At 39.3% G+C, this 15,173-nt stretch carries 14 protein-coding genes; 8 read left to right on the forward strand and 6 right to left on the reverse strand.

Going from position 1 to position 15,173, the window contains the following annotated elements:
- The 3 genes from MTCD1_RS11095 to argR form a co-directional block, all read left to right on the forward strand.
- Window positions 1–1,318: TonB-dependent receptor family protein (locus MTCD1_RS11095; protein ID WP_235013367.1), on the forward strand; the 1,318-nt coding region annotated here is incomplete at its 5' end.
- A 163-nt stretch (window positions 1,319–1,481) separates the two neighbouring features.
- The gene (locus MTCD1_RS11100; protein ID WP_057179646.1) at window positions 1,482–2,618 is read left to right on the forward strand and encodes a DUF1513 domain-containing protein; all 1,137 of its coding nucleotides are present in this window, start codon (window positions 1,482–1,484) and stop codon (window positions 2,616–2,618) included.
- A 141-nt stretch (window positions 2,619–2,759) separates the two neighbouring features.
- Window positions 2,760–3,236 carry a transcriptional regulator ArgR gene (gene argR / locus MTCD1_RS11105; protein ID WP_057179647.1) on the forward strand — a complete coding sequence of 159 codons (477 nt, stop codon included), beginning with the start codon at window positions 2,760–2,762 and terminating at the stop codon, window positions 3,234–3,236.
- Window positions 3,237–3,355: 119 nt separating this feature from the next.
- Here argR and MTCD1_RS11110 read toward each other — a convergent pair whose 3' ends face one another.
- A complete protein-coding gene (locus MTCD1_RS11110) occupies window positions 3,356–4,615 on the reverse strand; it encodes an outer membrane protein transport protein (RefSeq protein WP_057179648.1) in 1,260 nt (419 codons plus the stop codon).
- A 570-nt stretch (window positions 4,616–5,185) separates the two neighbouring features.
- On the opposite strand from MTCD1_RS11110, the gene MTCD1_RS11115 reads away from it, so the two are divergent.
- Together MTCD1_RS11115 and MTCD1_RS11120 are read left to right on the forward strand one after the other, a co-directional pair.
- Window positions 5,186–5,839, forward strand: a complete 654-nt coding sequence (locus MTCD1_RS11115) for a fumarylacetoacetate hydrolase family protein (RefSeq protein ID WP_057179649.1) — start codon at window positions 5,186–5,188, stop codon at window positions 5,837–5,839.
- 94 nt (window positions 5,840–5,933) lie between these two features.
- A complete protein-coding gene (locus MTCD1_RS11120) occupies window positions 5,934–6,332 on the forward strand; it encodes a YacL family protein (RefSeq protein ID WP_057179650.1) in 399 nt (132 codons plus the stop codon).
- A gap of 622 nt (window positions 6,333–6,954) precedes the next feature.
- Here MTCD1_RS11120 and MTCD1_RS11125 read toward each other — a convergent pair.
- The 5 genes from MTCD1_RS11125 to MTCD1_RS11145 all read right to left on the reverse strand — a co-directional run bounded on the left by MTCD1_RS11125 (window position 6,955) and on the right by MTCD1_RS11145 (window position 11,317).
- Window positions 6,955–8,226 carry an AmpG family muropeptide MFS transporter gene (locus MTCD1_RS11125; protein WP_057179651.1) on the reverse strand — a complete coding sequence of 424 codons (1,272 nt, stop codon included), beginning with the start codon at window positions 8,224–8,226 and terminating at the stop codon, window positions 6,955–6,957.
- 113 nt (window positions 8,227–8,339) lie between these two features.
- A complete protein-coding gene (locus MTCD1_RS11130; protein WP_057179652.1) occupies window positions 8,340–8,669 on the reverse strand; it encodes a hypothetical protein in 330 nt (109 codons plus the stop codon).
- A gap of 241 nt (window positions 8,670–8,910) precedes the next feature.
- Window positions 8,911–9,501, reverse strand: a complete 591-nt coding sequence (locus MTCD1_RS11135) for a peptidylprolyl isomerase (RefSeq protein ID WP_438819285.1) — start codon at window positions 9,499–9,501, stop codon at window positions 8,911–8,913.
- Between the two features lie 38 nt (window positions 9,502–9,539).
- Window positions 9,540–10,109 (reverse strand): YajG family lipoprotein, encoded by a 570-nt coding sequence (locus tag MTCD1_RS11140; RefSeq protein ID WP_057179653.1) that lies wholly within the window; start codon window positions 10,107–10,109, stop codon window positions 9,540–9,542.
- 17 nt (window positions 10,110–10,126) lie between these two features.
- A complete protein-coding gene (locus MTCD1_RS11145; RefSeq protein ID WP_057179654.1) occupies window positions 10,127–11,317 on the reverse strand; it encodes a methyltransferase in 1,191 nt (396 codons plus the stop codon).
- A gap of 138 nt (window positions 11,318–11,455) precedes the next feature.
- Here MTCD1_RS11145 and bolA point away from each other — a divergent pair, with 138 nt between their 5' ends.
- The 3 genes from bolA (at window position 11,456) to MTCD1_RS11160 (ending at window position 14,529) form a co-directional block, all read left to right on the forward strand.
- Window positions 11,456–11,770: a transcriptional regulator BolA gene (gene bolA / locus MTCD1_RS11150; protein ID WP_057179655.1), complete on the forward strand. Its 315-nt coding sequence runs from the start codon at window positions 11,456–11,458 to the stop codon at window positions 11,768–11,770.
- A gap of 155 nt (window positions 11,771–11,925) precedes the next feature.
- A complete protein-coding gene (gene fabV, locus MTCD1_RS11155) occupies window positions 11,926–13,116 on the forward strand; it encodes an enoyl-ACP reductase FabV (RefSeq protein ID WP_057179656.1) in 1,191 nt (396 codons plus the stop codon).
- A 504-nt stretch (window positions 13,117–13,620) separates the two neighbouring features.
- The gene (locus MTCD1_RS11160) at window positions 13,621–14,529 is read left to right on the forward strand and encodes an Npun_F0296 family exosortase-dependent surface protein (protein ID WP_231732955.1); all 909 of its coding nucleotides are present in this window, start codon (window positions 13,621–13,623) and stop codon (window positions 14,527–14,529) included.
- The last annotated feature ends 644 nt before the right edge of the window (window positions 14,530–15,173 follow it).

Here is a 15,173-nt window from a genome sequence, read left to right on the forward strand (position 1 = left end):
CTTGGATTGTTGTACTTTGGCATTGAACACCTCATCTTTAGTTAGATTTTGGTGTCCGTTAAAGCGGGGTAAGATCAGGGACCGGTTCAATAGCTTTGTTAGTAACCGCAGTATGCAACGTATTTTAACCGAGCCAAGTCTTAACAAACACTTTATCCAAGTATTACGTGGGGAAAGTGATACTTTTGGCAATGATGATGTCTTGGTTTTTACGCTAAATGATCGCCGTTATTACTCAAAAGGCATTGAAACTAAGTTAACTTGGGATACCAGCATTGCTGCTGCGGAAGTGATTGTCGATAGTGGTATTCGTCTGCATCAAGACAATGTTAGGCGTAAACATACGGCCCGCTATTATGATATGACATCAGCAATTATGGTGCTTAACGGCAGGCCAAGTGAGGTTATTACCCATAACGATGATACGGCGACTGCCGTTGCTGCCTTTACCAATGTTAATGCGGTGATTGATAAGTTTCATCTTACCCTTGGCTTGCGTGTTGAGCACATTGAAGGTGAGGCCATTGATTATTTGCAAAATACCAACAAAGAAAATTCTAATACGGTTTTTTTACCTGGCGCGGGTTTGTTTTATCAGTTAACCGCAGAGCATGGTTTACTGGTTGGGGTTAATAAAGGTTATGTGCCGAATAGCCCAGGTCAAGCAGGTGATGTTGACCCAGAAGAAAGTTGGAATTATGAATTTGGCTGGCGTTACAGTACCGATGATATTCAAGGTGAAGTGATAGGTTTTTATAATGATTATAGTAACCTAAAAGGTGCGTGTACTTTTTCAAGCGGTTGTACTGAAAAACTTGATCAAGAGTTCAATGGCGGCGAAGTTGATGTTTACGGTATTGAAGCATCGACCAGCATTCGTTGGCAATTAACAAATAGCTTAACCGTGCCGGTAAAAATTGCTTATACCTATAGTCAGTCGGAATTTCAAAATAGCTTTGATTCAACTTTTTCCCAATGGGGCAGTGTTAAGGTCGGCGATGAATTACCGTATTTACCTGAGCAACAATTATCAATAGAAATGGGCTTACAAGCTGAGCATTGGCAAGCCTCATTGTTATTTAAGTATGTCACTGAGATGAGTGAAGCGGCTGGTAGTAATACTGAACTTGAAGGGTTGATGACCGATGAATTAGTGCAAGTAGACTTCTCTGCTTGGTATCAGCTTAATAACCAGATAAAACTATACGGTAAAATAGATAATATAACCGATGAAGAAGTGGTTGTTTCACGTCGTCCATTTGGCGCACGTCCAGGTAAGCCTAGGCAAGTAATCGTCGGTGTTAAATATAGTTTTTAGGGTGTAAGTTTAAATGCTTCTTGCGTTTTTTATCAAAAGTGAGGACGAGGGGGTTATCTAGTCAAGCTATGATATTTTCCACGCGCCTCGCTCAAAACGTATTTTAATAAACAAGAGCTTAATTCAAACAAGCGCTTAATTTGCAGTAAAAGAAGATAAGCATATGATCAGTCGTCGAAAATTTTTATTAGGCCTAGGTGCTGTCGGGGCTGTTAGCGCCATTGGCACTATGAGTGCGCTCAATACTTTAGCTTTTCCTTCATGGTTAAATGGCCAAAAAAATTGGCTAGTGAGTGGCTGTAGTGATAATAAAGGTAATTTTTTTGCTGCCGCTTTTGACTTAACAGGGCGATTAATTAGTAAAGTTGCCCTGCCTGCTCGTGGTCATGAGGTGATTGCCATAAAAAGCAAACCTGGCCATGGGTTGGTGTTTGCTCGTCGCCCGGGAAACTATGTGCTGGAGATAGACTTTAATCGTGGTGAAGTGATTAGTCAAATAGCCGTTAGTGCCGGTCGACGTTTTTATGGCCATGGTGTCTTGATAGCAAACGATAGTATTTTATTAACGACGGAAAATGATTACCACAGTGGCAAGGGGCTAATTGTTTTACGCGAGATAAAAACTCAACAAGTTATTGAACAATATGATTCGGGTGGTATTGGCCCGCATCAGTTAGCGATTATGCCACATTCCAATGAACAGCAGATTGTCATTGCCAATGGTGGTATTCAAACCCATCCAGAGCAAGCGCGTAAAAAATTAAACCTTAGCTCGATGGCACCCAACCTTGCTTATATGGCGTTAGGATCAGGTCACATTGACGGCAAGTTTGAGTTGGACAATAAGCAGCTCAGTATTCGTCATTTAGCGGTTAGTTCACAAGGTAAAGTGGTCGCAGGATTGCAATACCAAGGGGCTTCAACCGATGAAGTACCCCTTGCCCTGTCACATCATGGCGAAGAACAGTTAACCTTACTCAAGGCGGATATTAATACTTGGCGTAGCATGAAGCAATATACTGCCAGTGTCTGCATCAACAGTGACAGTAATACCGTGCTCATTACTTGCCCTAAAGCAGACTTACTGACGTTTTGGCAACTCGACTGCAATGAGTTTATTGCTAGCCATAAATTGAAAGATGCCGCAGGAGCGACCTTAATCGCCGATAATTTTATTGCCTCAACTGGGCGAGGCCGTGTTATTTCACAAAGCGAGCCACTCAAACCCTATCAAGTAAGCGGCGATTTTAACGATCTACGTTGGGATAATCATATGACGGCAATTGCAGCCTCAAGTTAGTGCTAAAGCTAACTTGAGGCTAAGCCTAAGGTAAGGCTAAGGTAAGGCTTAAAATAAAGCGTCACTAAGTGAATAAGTATTCACTTAGTGAGTAGCTATAGTGTAGAATCGACAAATACAATAATTATATGAAGAAGCTAAATGACTAGCAGCCGCAAAGAGAGAGAATCCTTATTAGTTCAGGCATTTAAACGTTTATTAAAAGAACAATGTTATGGCTCTCAAAGTCAGTTAGCACAAGCTCTTGCCCTACAGGGTTTTGATGATATGTCACAAGCGAAAATCTCGCGCTTATTATCTAAGCTTGGCGCAGTAAAAACGCGTAATACCAATAACGAAATGATTTATATTCTGCCCGATGAGCTAGCAGTACCTAAGTCTAAGCAATCCATTGAATCAGTGGTGTTGAGTGTTAAGCATAATAATATGCAAATCATTTTAAAGACCGGCATTGGCGCAGCGCCCTTAATTTCTCGTATGCTCGATAGTATGGGCGAGTCTGCCGGGATATTAGGCACACTTGCCGGCGATGACACTATTTTCATTGCTCCGGTTGATATTGCTAATATTGAACAAATAACCATTTCAATTCGTAATCTTTTAGCGGTAAAAGATTAGCCGTTAACTAATAGCTCTTACCTATGCAAGTTAAGTTATCCTCGCCCGTTATTACTAGTTTCGACGAGGATATCATAGCCAGGCGAGTATCATTCACGGCTTAGCTTTTAATTTCTTCTTTAGAATACGTGGTTGTATTGTGCTGAAACAAGGTAAGCATCGCCTTGTGACTCAAAGGTCCAATCTTGGTTAAAATCGTCAGTTTCAGTAAAGGTCTGAGTTTCACCTTTAACAATACTGACACCAAAATCTAATGATGATTTATTAGTGAAAGTGTAATTTAAACCACCACTTAACCAGATACGGTTGGTATCAGGAATTGAGATAGATAAGTGATTTGCATCGGCTGGTGATTGGTCATAAGCAATACCCGTTCTTAGCTTGAGATTACTGCTCAGTTGGTAGGTAGCACCTAGGGCATAACGCATGGAATTGGAAAAGTTCTCTTCTTTTGCAAAAACTGCTTCATCTTGTCCTTCAACATAACCCGCTAGTTCATCAAAACTACTCCAGCCGGTCCACATAGCAGAGTAATGCACAGCAACGGTATCACTCACTTGATGAAGACCAGAAATTTCCATAATAGCTGGTAAGGTAATATCCATAGCACCCGCAACAACTTTTCCAGCTAAACCACCAAGGTCAGCAGGTAAACCATTGCTATAGTCACCTGAAAGTGCCAGTTTTACTTCACTACGGTAACTAAAACCTAAACGATGGTTTTCATTAAAATCATATGATAGGCCCATATTCCAACCATAAGAGATATCATCACCGACTAAATTTGCCACCTCGGTATGAGCTGGTATATCAAAAGGGTTCTCACCAGCATTACGTATTAATGAGGCTTCGCCATAAATAACATTTACACCACCAGCAATGACAAAGTTATCATTCACTTTGTAAGAAAGGCTAGTATTAAAGTTAACTGTGGTAATTGATGTTTCCCCCGCCAGTTGCCCAGCAGCATAATCGTTATCAAATTCAGTGGCTAAACCAAAGTTAGAGAAGGTGGCAAAACCAAGAGCAAACTTGTCATTTAAGGGCACCACTAAATAGACTGCGGGAATAAAGGCGCTTGGCGCTATGCTGTTATTGTTTAATGCCGCAGGATCTGTACCGTTTGACGTTGCAATACCGGTTAAGCTGACGTCAGGCATAACATAAGTGCCGGTAACTGAGAATTCCATTTTATCAAATTGAGCCATCAGCGCAGGGTTACGGGCGACAACGGAAGCATCGTCGGCAATGGCTGCTTCACCAGCAAAGGCTCGACCTAAACCGGCGGCACTATGCTCAGCTAGCTGAAAAGCCGCGCCAACACTATAAAAAGATGAGCAGGTTAATGATAGTGCTAATAAAGTTTTCTTGAAAATCATAACTTTTGGACCATTTATAAAAGAATGAACTACTGAGCCTACCGTAAAGGTCAGACCAGAACTGTTATCAATGGTAAAAACTAGTAACTAACTTGTGCAGCAAATTATTATGCCACTGTTATTTGATCGTTAATGATAAAATCGACTTGTCCCATAGCGCGTAACTGATTATCATACCCGTAACCATTCAAGAGGCATGTTTCAGAGTGCTTGATCAATTTCAATTCAAGGCGCTGTGATGAAATAATGGTTGTTCAGGAGAATATTCTCAGGATAATTGCTCCTGCATTATCCGTATAAGGTACTTCCTGTACCGTCTGCATTCTCTAATAAGCTGCATCCATGCAGCGTCATTATGAGTTACAGCAACGATGAAGTGATGTTGCTCAAACGCTTCTTCGATGGGTTTAAAATGACTTTATACCGCGTTAAATAATTTAACCATAGAGTGACTATGCTTCCATTATTTCCCTTGCCTAAAGCCCTTTTAATTCCCACTGAAATTGAGCACTTTGAATGGTGACGGGTATATGCCCGCTAATACCCCCTAGTAAGCTCAATAGGTCTTTTATGAATACTGTTACCTTAGTTTCACTGGATAAATCATTACAACAGATAACACCCTCAAAAGTGCTTTGTATAGGTCGTAATTATGTCGATCATATTAAAGAGCTTGCTAATGAAGTACCGGATGAAATGCTGGTGTTTTTCAAGCCCAATTCCGCCATTAGTGCCACGCTTCATGCTATGCATAATGAAGACGCCTTACACTATGAAGCTGAACTCAGTTTTTTGTATCAAGGTGGCCAGTTTACTGCGGTGGCCCTAGGTCTAGATTTAACTAAACGTGTAATACAAGGCAAGTTGAAAAATAAAGGCCTGCCTTGGGAGCGCGCCAAGGCTTTTGATGGCTCGGTGGTATTTAGTGACTTTGTTGCTATACCTGCCGCAGGGGTTAGCCAGTTAAGTCTGTCTTTAACTATTAATAATGAATTAAAACAACAAGGTGGTGTAGCTTTGATGCTGGTTAAACCGGATGAAATATTAACAGAATTGCAGCGCTTTATTAGCCTAGAAGATGGTGATATTGTTATGACAGGCACACCTAAAGGTGTTGGTGTTATTGGTAAAAACGATAATTTTATTGGCCAAGTTTACTTGCGCCAAGAAGATAGTTTAGTTACTGACCGTGTCTTACTTGAATGCCAGTGGCAAGCGCAATAAGTTCTTTTAATTTCACTGAATTTGTCGCGAAAGCTAAGTAAAGCTTTGCTACACTTAATATAGGCTCTTTATACTGCCATTGATAGGAAATGCTATGGAATATGAATTTGTACACGACGCCATCACAGGCGAAGCCAGAGCGCTCTTTTCCTTAGAGCATGAGGTTATAGGTCCATGGATGGAAGTTGAAGTTGGACATGACGTCGCCAAACTTACCGAGTTACTCACCGCGATAGACAATATTGAAACCGGTAAGTCGCAAGAAATACTTATTACAGGCAGTGAATACTCGGTTACCTTAAATAGCGAAGATATCTCGATTCAAACCAATGTAAGTATGAATGGTTCATTAAATGGCAGTGGTGAGGGTTTACCTGAGATGTTAACAGATGAACATATTCACTTAGATCAAAATGAAATAGCGGCTTGTGGTTTAGATGATTTTAGAGCCTTACTTCTTTCTTGGGGCCAGTTCACTAACGGCTTGTCTTAACGCTAATGACCCTCAAAGCTAGCCTAAGGTGCTGATCGCTTTAGTCGTTAAGCTGAACTCGGGCTGCGGTACTTGCTCAACCTCCCCCCTTTATTCCATTCTCTGCGTTACAATGTCGATAAATAGCGGCACTTAGCGCAATAGCATTAACTAATAGTGTAAACATTTGTCTGTATTAGTCTATGACGCAAGGTAATGACTTTTTAATGAACAGTGTGTTGCTTAGCTTAAGTGTCACACTGTGTCGTTAACTCAGTGAGTTACATAAATCATCATCACGAAGAATCCAATAATGATAGTATTGAAGGCAATAATGTAGCTAAAACCCTTGATGCCTTGCCTTAAGGAAAAGTCATTAGCGTTAAGATACCAAGTCCAAATGGCGCACATAATAATGGGCATTAAAAAGAAAAATTTCATCATATAAATAACCTCTGCTGGGTTTAATAAATACTGCTATAGCGATCATTTTTACTGACTTCATCGTTAAGTTTTTGCAATAGGTTAACTATTGACAGATAAACTTGCCTTGAATTAAGCAAAAACACCTCACTATAAGCAGTTAAAGATAAATCATTGTATTTCAATTAGCCAACCATTGCTAAAACCGAGTTGAGGTTCATTAACTTGTACTCGATTTAATGGCGGTTTCATGCCACGGGGCAACTTTCACTAGCATTAACATGCCAGGGATAGCTAACGCCGTGCAAAGAAAATAGAAATTTGTCCAACCAATCTGCTCGATAATAACCCCAGTAGTTGCGTTGGCAAAAGTGCGCGGTACTACTGCCAACGCGGTAAATAAGGCAATTTGAGTCGCGGCAAAAGCTGGGTTTGTTGTTTTGGCAATAAATGCGGTAAAAGCCGCAGTGCCTAAACCAACACCTAAATACTCAAAACCCATGGCTACCGCTAAAGCATAGTTGTTATGTCCTATTTCAGCTAGAGCGGCAAAGCCTAAAATACTGAATATCTGCACAAAACCAAATAACCATAAGGCACGATTAATACTGAGCTTAATCATAACTAAGCCACCAACAACTATACCTATGGTCATGGCTATTAATGAGGACGTTTTGGCAATAACACCGATTTCAGTCATGCTAAAGCCCATATCAATGAAAAAGGGTGTTTGTAATGCCGTCGCCATATTGTCCCCTAACTTATAAAGCACCAGGAATAATAGCGTGTAAGCTGCGGACTTAAGCCCTTTGCGGGCAATAAAATCTTTAAAGGGTAAGACAATGGCTTCTTTTAGGGTTCTTGGCGCACTATGCTTGGACTCTAATTCCTTAATGAATAGTGTTAACAATACGCCTATTAACATGAACGCCGCGACTATGATAAAGACGGATTGCCAGCTCATCTGATCGGCCAAAATAAAGCCCAGTGAGCCAGGTACCAGTCCCGACAGTCGGTAGGCTTGTACATGAATGGAGTTGCCTAAGCCCAGTTCATTGTCGGGTAATAATTCTCGTCGATAGGCATCAAGCACTATATCTTGGCTAGCGCTAAAAAAGGCCACTGCTGCCGCTAAATAGGCAACAGACCATATATCCATTATTGGGTTAACGAAGCCAAAGCCGGCAATAGAGCCTAGCAGTAGTATTTGTGTTGTTAACATCCAGCTTCGGCGTCTACCAAGTATGCCGAGAGAGTAGCGGTCCATGAGCGGCGACCAGAGGAACTTCCACACATAAGGGATGCCGATGAGTGAAAATAGACCGATTTCAGCTAGGCTAACACCTTCATTACGTAGCCAGCCAGGTACCAGCTGATACAAAACAAACAGCGGTAAACCTGAACTAAAACCGGTAAAAATACAAATAAGCATACGCTTATTTAAAATGGCTTCTTTAAAAGTGCTGGTCTTTGCTGGATAGGTCGTTGGCATTAACAAGTAATTCAGGTGATAAAAGGTAATACTTTCAAGTCTATCAGAGGCTTGTCATTTGCAGAAGAGGCTGACGCTATTTGAGTGATTATTTAATCATTAGTTGTGCTTAGTTAAGCGATGGGACGCCAACCGATACAGTCAATAGGGTAACTACCTGAGCCGTTGAAAAAATCCAAACAGGTATTCATTTCACTTTTGAAAAAAAGATCTTGGTTTAGTGCTTGCGCGCCATGCAAGCTAACTTCATGCATCAAGTGCCAAAATACCCGCTCTTTAGCGCTATGCGGGGTTTCATCTACAACACTTAATAAGGTCCACTCTGACATGGTATCTAAAATAAAACGGTCTAACTCGGTATAATGAAGCTTTTGTTCGATGACTGCATTTACATAGGCATGCATTGCTAATATTTTTTGATCGATAAACTGCTCAATTATCATGACGTCCCCTTAAAGCACATACTACTTGGCACTACAAATGGCGGTGTTTAGCTAGGGTTATATTTATCACCGACAATGAATTAGCGCCTTATTATTGATTCACTTTTTTAATTTTTATTGGTGATTTTTTATTGGCTATCTTATTTATCGGTGATAATTGAATTTTTGTCAAAAAATAGTGCTATGTTTTTTGTTACTTTTTTGTAAAAAAACTGTTTAGTTAAGAGAAAACAAACTTGATCTAGTTATCCATGGGTAAAAGTGTTGCTTTGATTAACATGACTGGCTTTACCGGTACATCATTCCAAGCCATAGCTTCGTGGTAAGCTGTCGGCACCTTAGCAATGGCTTCTAGTACTTCCTCACCTTCAATAATAGCGCCAAAAACAGCGTAGCCCCATTTTCTACCAGGGTCTAATGTGGTGTTATCTGCTAGGTTAAAAAAGAATTGACGATTGGCAGTATGAGGTCGATTTTCTTTCGCCATGGCAATGGTACCCACTTCATTTTTTAAGCCATTGCCCGACTCATTAACAATGTTCTTACCTAACTTTTTGGCGGTAAACTCAGCGTCATAACCACCACCTTGCACAATAAAGTCATCAATAATACGGTGAAAAATGGTGTTGTTATACTCACCTTTTACTACATATTCTAGAAAATTATCCACGGTAATTGGGGCTTTAACTCTATCAAGTTCAACAATAATGACCCCCATAGAGGTTTGCAACTTTACTTTAGGATATATGTTAGTTGGATCAACCGCATAGCTAAAAGCACTACTGATTAGCAAGGTGGTGATGATGATATATGGCCATAGTTTTTTCAAAATTAGCTACCATTCATTGGTGGAAGCAACGTGGTACGCTGCTATAAAAAAGTTTTAATATCGTTACTGGATAAAATTTGTTTTAACAAGCTGCTTAAATGCTGATTAAACTCACGCTCTAACACCGCGATATCCGCATTAAGGGCACCTTCGCTATGGCCACGGGTTTTAAAGCGGCTGGTCAGGGTTTGTTTGCCATTGTCTATGCTAACCTTGATAATAATTTCACTTTGGGTGTTATAGCTAACAGTTTCCTGCTCAACACTGATAACCGCTTTTTCTATAGTGACCGTCATCTTGTTTTTTGCGCTATTGTTAAAAGCTAAACCTTGCTGTTGCCACTGTTTAGCTAAAAGAGCTTCAATAATTTCTTCAAGACGCTGTTTCGATGAAAGAATTATTGCTGCTTCATCTTGCTCGAGTATTTGAATGATATGGGTGCTGGTACGCATATCAATAACCGTGAGTTGTGCTTGTTTATGAGATAACTGGTTCGAGGGCGAAAGATACACTTGGGGTGAGACAATTAAATGAGTAGGCGCGGCACTACAGCCGACAATAGCTATAAGTAATGATGCTAGGGCGATAGACTTTAATTTGTTTTGGTTCATTGTTTTATCAAGCCTTTTTATTTTTTAATTGCTGAGTGCGTGACAAACTTATTATTACTGGCGATTAAGGTTTCATTACCAAAAAGGCGCTGTAATTTAATATGATAAGCTAACTGTCGGTTGCCAATAATCCGTAATTCTCCGCCTTTTTTGAGTACTCTGTGGCTATCTCTAAACATCTGCCAAGCAATATGATCTGTGGTAGCGGTATTTTGATGAAAAGGTGGATTACACAAAATTAAATCAACACTACCACCTTCTATATCGGTTAAAGAGTCGTTAAGGATAAACTGACAATTTTCAATCGATTCAGGTAGATTTGTTTTTATATTCTGTTCAGCAGAAGCGATGGCCATGGTTGATTCATCAATAAACTGAACATGCGCTTCAGGTTGGTTAGCCAATACGGTTAGCCCAATCACGCCATTACCACAGCCTAAATCAATTACTTTGCTGTTAGCGGCCACTTTAGGTAGATTTTCAATAAAGTAGCGAGCGCCAATATCTAACTTTTCTCTGGCATAAACATTGGCATGATTACTAACACTAAGTTCACGTGACGGCGAGTCATTGGTAGATTTATGCGTTATGGTCCATACCGTTGGAAAAGGCGAGTGATTTACTTGTTTATTGTTTATATGACAGTCAAACTGGCAAAATACTAAACGCGCTTTTTTTACCGCTAAAGAGGTCTTTGTGGTGCCTAAATATTTTTCAAACACTTTTAACGTTGCGCTGTGTATTTCTTTAGCGCGATCTGCGGCGATAAAAATACAGTTATCGCTAACCGATTGCTTAATTTGAATAAGCTGTTCAATTAACATTGCTTTGCTTTTTGGGATTTTATATAAAATGACATCAATGTCATTAGGTAAGGCATCAAGCGAGTTTAGCTGGGTAATATTGCTATCATCGAGGGAATTTTGCTCAATGTTATAGCTTATTCCTTGGCTACTGATATAAGAGTCATTAATACAAACCACTTCAGCATTCTCACTACCAGAATGGCAAAAATTCGTCGTCAATGCGCCAAAGGCATCATTAAAAATAGCCACCTTGGTATTAGCGTTAATTAAACCTTGTTCTTCAATATGGTTTATCAGGTATTCATCGGCTGAGTCCCATGCTTGTAAGCTACGGTTTACTTGCGCAGCAGGGAAGCGGCTGAGGAATAAGTTTCTATCATTAACAATAAAGGGGCTGATCATAAAAATGGCTAAAAGGGCAGGGAAAATTTGCCCGCTATTGTGGCATAATTGACAAGATATTGTTGGTCTATCCACTTAAATCGGCTAAAATATTTGCCAATATAAATACTTAATAAATTTACCTTCAGCGAGAGAATAATGACTGTAGCCTCTGTTATTGAACAAAAACTACGTGATGCCTTTCAGCCATCACACCTAGATGTGATCAATGAAAGCAATAACCATAATGTACCACCGGGCAGTGAGTCACACTTTAAAGTAGTGATAGTTGCTAAAGCGTTTGAAAATGAACGTTTAATAAAACGCCACCGTTTAGTGAATGCTGTGCTCTCAGAGGAGTTAGCCGAAAAAATTCATGCGCTGGCATTACATACTTATACAGAAAAAGAATGGCAAGAGCAGTACGCTAACAATACACCAAGCTCACCAAACTGCTTAGGTGGCGGAAAATAAACGAGAAAAAATCGCCTTCTGGTCGTACCTCTTTATGCCTAAGGCAGGGTACAATAGTAACAATTTTTTGAAAATGTCTTTCAAACCTTAGCTATGATTTATGCAAAATGGCATCACTCTAGCTGAGTCACTAATATAAATAAAAAGGTTTACTTATGGTTATCAAACCAAAAATTCGTGGTTTTATCTGTACTAATGCTCACCCAGTAGGTTGTGAAGCCCATGTAAATGAGCAAATTTCTTACGTTAAAGCGCAAACATCAGCGACTTCTGGTCCTAAAAATGTTTTAGTTATTGGTGCTTCTACTGGTTATGGTTTAGCTTCACGTATCACCGCTACTTTTGCTTATGATGCACAAACCTTAGGCATTTTCTTTGAAAAACCGCCGTCAGAAAGAAAAACAGCATCTGCTGGTTGGTATAACACAGTAGCATTTCAAAAAGCAGCTGATGCAGCCGGCATTTACTCTAAAAATATTAATGGTGATGCTTTCTCTCATGAAATAAAAGCCAAAGCGATTGCAGCCATTAAAGCTGATATGGGTAAAGTTGATTTAGTGGTTTATTCATTGGCATCGCCACGTAGAACTGATCCAGATACCGGTGAAGTATATGTATCAACGTTAAAGCCAATAGGTCAAAGTGTTACCACTAAGAACCTAAATACCTCAAAGCGTACTATTGATGAAATCTCTGTTGAAGCAGCAAATGAGGCTGAAATTCAAGGTACTATTGATGTCATGGGCGGCGCTGATTGGGAACTGTGGATGAACGCGCTTGCTGATGCCGGTGTCTTAGCCGAAGGTGTTAAAACCGTCGCTTACACCTACATTGGTAAAGAGTTAACGTGGCCAATTTACGGTAAAGCGACTATTGGTAAAGCGAAAGAAGATTTAGACCGAGCAGCAACGGCAATTAATGCCGCAACCGCTGATTTAAACGGTAAAGCCCGTGTTACTTCATTAAACGCTGTGGTGACTCAAGCAAGCTCAGCTATTCCAATTATGCCGCTATATATTTCAGCTATGTTCAAAGTGATGAAAGCTGATGGTACATATGAAGGTTGTATCGAACAAATTTCGAACTTATTCAAAGAGAATATTTATAGTGACTCTCCTCGTCTAGATGAGCAAGGTCGTTTCCGTCAAAACTATAAAGAATTAGAAGATAGTGTTCAGCAACGTGTTACCGATATTTGGAATCGTGTTGATACTGATAGCATTGATGAATTAACCGATTACGTCGCTTATCATCAAGAATTCTTAAAACTGTTTGGTTTTGGTATTGCTGGTGTTGATTATGACGCTGACGTGAATCAAGAAATAGCTATTAATAACTTAGTCTAGTTAAGTCTAGCTTAAATAAACTTTAGCTAAGTGTCATTGTTATTGCCTGGGGGCATTAACAGCTAAACATTAAAAAGCCGCACTCTTTATTACTAGTAATAAAGAGTGCGGCTTTTTTGTGATCTAGTGACCTTCCAAATAATATAAAACACTATTCAGATGAATAGTGTTCACTGCGTGCGCTAAGTGGAAACTAGCACTCGAAATAACAAAAATATCCAATCACGCTATTAACTAAATTACTCAGAAATTAACAACGCTAATAGGGCATAAAACTGAGAACCTTAGGTTGAAAGCAATTAATGGTTATATATCTATAAATTACAAGTAAGTATACTCAGGCTTGTCGCTAAAAAGACTACTTGATCGTGGTAATGTGTTTTATGAATTTAATTAGGTAATTCATATTTAAGTGTCAAGTATTTTTACACATTACTTTATAACAAAACACCTTCAATTTTCAGTACGTTGAAATACAACAGGTTTACTTCTTTGGTGTATAAATTGCTTAAATTAAATACACCCCTATTTTTAAAGGGTGTATTTAACTTTATTTCTAATGAAAACTATCAAAAGGAATATATTATGAAAAACAATGGCTTATTGTTTGTGTTGTTGTCTTCTGTGACGTTTATGTCTGTGCAAGCAAATGCAACTTTAATTACATTTGATGGTCAACTAGCCTCAGATGGTTCAGGTTTAACCAGTCAGCTTATCGACTCCTCAAATCAATTAGATTTATCGAGTGGTTTTTTCATTGAAACTTTCGATGCAAGCACTCAAATGACAGGTTTCCCTTTCCCTCCAAACCAAGATACAAGTTACAATTACAATAACGCGGCTACCAATAATGGTGGCTGTGGTATTAATACCTTGGGGGCACCAGGCATTGTAATATCAGAAACGGGTGGTGGTTTAGGTGTTATGAAGGGTAGTGTTAGCAATGTAGCAGCGCAACCTGGTGGCACAGATACTACAATAGGAGACACTACTTGTTATGGCTTTACCCCTAAAACAGGTAGCAGCGGTACAATAACCGTTGATTATTTTAATTTCCTCCCACAGGGAGTCACTCTTGATTATTTTGGTTTTTATTGGGGCTCAGTTGACACGTATAACGATTTTGAATTTTTTTTAGATAATCAAAGTATATTTCAAATTACAGGCTCTACATTGTTAAGCGAACTTCTTGGCTCTTCTGGCAATCAAAATAGTACTATGTCGAATACTTATGTAAATATATTCTTTGAGAACGGTGAAAGCTTTAATAAATTTACTGTAACCAGCAACGGAATTGCTGGCGAGTTTGATAACGTTGTGGTTCGTTCAAAAATACCCGAACCAATGTCGTTAACCATATTTGCTCTTGGTTTAATAGGTCTAGCCTATAGAACAAAAAAACATCAACTCTAATCTTTTGCCACTAACAGAAAGCGACGAGACCATTGGCCTATGCCAATGGTCATTTTATTTGTTGTTCTAAAAAATCAACAAATACTATTGATGAATAAACTTAATCTTTTAAAATATAGTGTATCTTCCTGTCTTATTTTGCATGGATATCCTTTACCATGTTAATGAATAAAGAAAAGTTGGGAAGTCGTTCTAACGGCTATTGTATTCAGTATGGAATCAGTTAGCATTATCAAATGATATCATTCAATCTCTTAGCGGAGGTTTATAATTAAAAACTAGTAGCTTTATTAATGAACGGATAACTTTTAGTTTTTAACCTGTAATATCAGCTTTTGTATCTATGCCAAAACCACATGGAGATGCAAATTTTAGCTAAATTTAGAAACGCCTTTACGCAAGGCATTGATTGGGGGAGTTGTTAAGGTGAATATTCCTCCTGTATTAATCTAAGTAAGCTACATCATTAAAGTGACCTTGTCGAAATTAATTGCGTAATTTAAAGTGTTTCTACCCCCCCCTACGGGGACTCTTGAGCAGTTTCAAGTGGCTTGGGTAATAATTGACCTAAATCAGATGGTTTTCAACAACAAATCCTGACCCCATACTCTCCCAGTGGAAACTGTCAAAAAATATGACGCTAT

Origin of the sequence: Colwellia marinimaniae, assembly GCF_002207865.1 — a bacterium.
Classification (GTDB): domain Bacteria; phylum Pseudomonadota; class Gammaproteobacteria; order Enterobacterales; family Alteromonadaceae; genus Colwellia; species Colwellia marinimaniae.

Bases quoted from the DNA above. Each gene is read 5' to 3' on its own strand.
- argR (WP_057179647.1), top strand. From the start codon at position 2,760: ATGACTAGCAGCCGCAAAGAGAGAGAATCCTTATTAGTTCAGGCATTT.
- MTCD1_RS11120 (WP_057179650.1), top strand. From the start codon at position 5,934: ATGGAATATGAATTTGTACACGACGCCATCACAGGCGAAGCCAGAGCG.
- MTCD1_RS11145 (WP_057179654.1), bottom strand. From the start codon at position 11,317: ATGATCAGCCCCTTTATTGTTAATGATAGAAACTTATTCCTCAGCCGC.
- fabV (WP_057179656.1), top strand. From the start codon at position 11,926: ATGGTTATCAAACCAAAAATTCGTGGTTTTATCTGTACTAATGCTCAC.
- MTCD1_RS11110 (WP_057179648.1), bottom strand. From the start codon at position 4,615: ATGATTTTCAAGAAAACTTTATTAGCACTATCATTAACCTGCTCATCT.
- bolA (WP_057179655.1), top strand. From the start codon at position 11,456: ATGACTGTAGCCTCTGTTATTGAACAAAAACTACGTGATGCCTTTCAG.
- MTCD1_RS11115 (WP_057179649.1), top strand. From the start codon at position 5,186: ATGAATACTGTTACCTTAGTTTCACTGGATAAATCATTACAACAGATA.
- MTCD1_RS11125 (WP_057179651.1), bottom strand. From the start codon at position 8,226: ATGCCAACGACCTATCCAGCAAAGACCAGCACTTTTAAAGAAGCCATT.
- MTCD1_RS11140 (WP_057179653.1), bottom strand. From the start codon at position 10,109: ATGAACCAAAACAAATTAAAGTCTATCGCCCTAGCATCATTACTTATA.
- MTCD1_RS11100 (WP_057179646.1), top strand. From the start codon at position 1,482: ATGATCAGTCGTCGAAAATTTTTATTAGGCCTAGGTGCTGTCGGGGCT.
- MTCD1_RS11130 (WP_057179652.1), bottom strand. From the start codon at position 8,669: ATGATAATTGAGCAGTTTATCGATCAAAAAATATTAGCAATGCATGCC.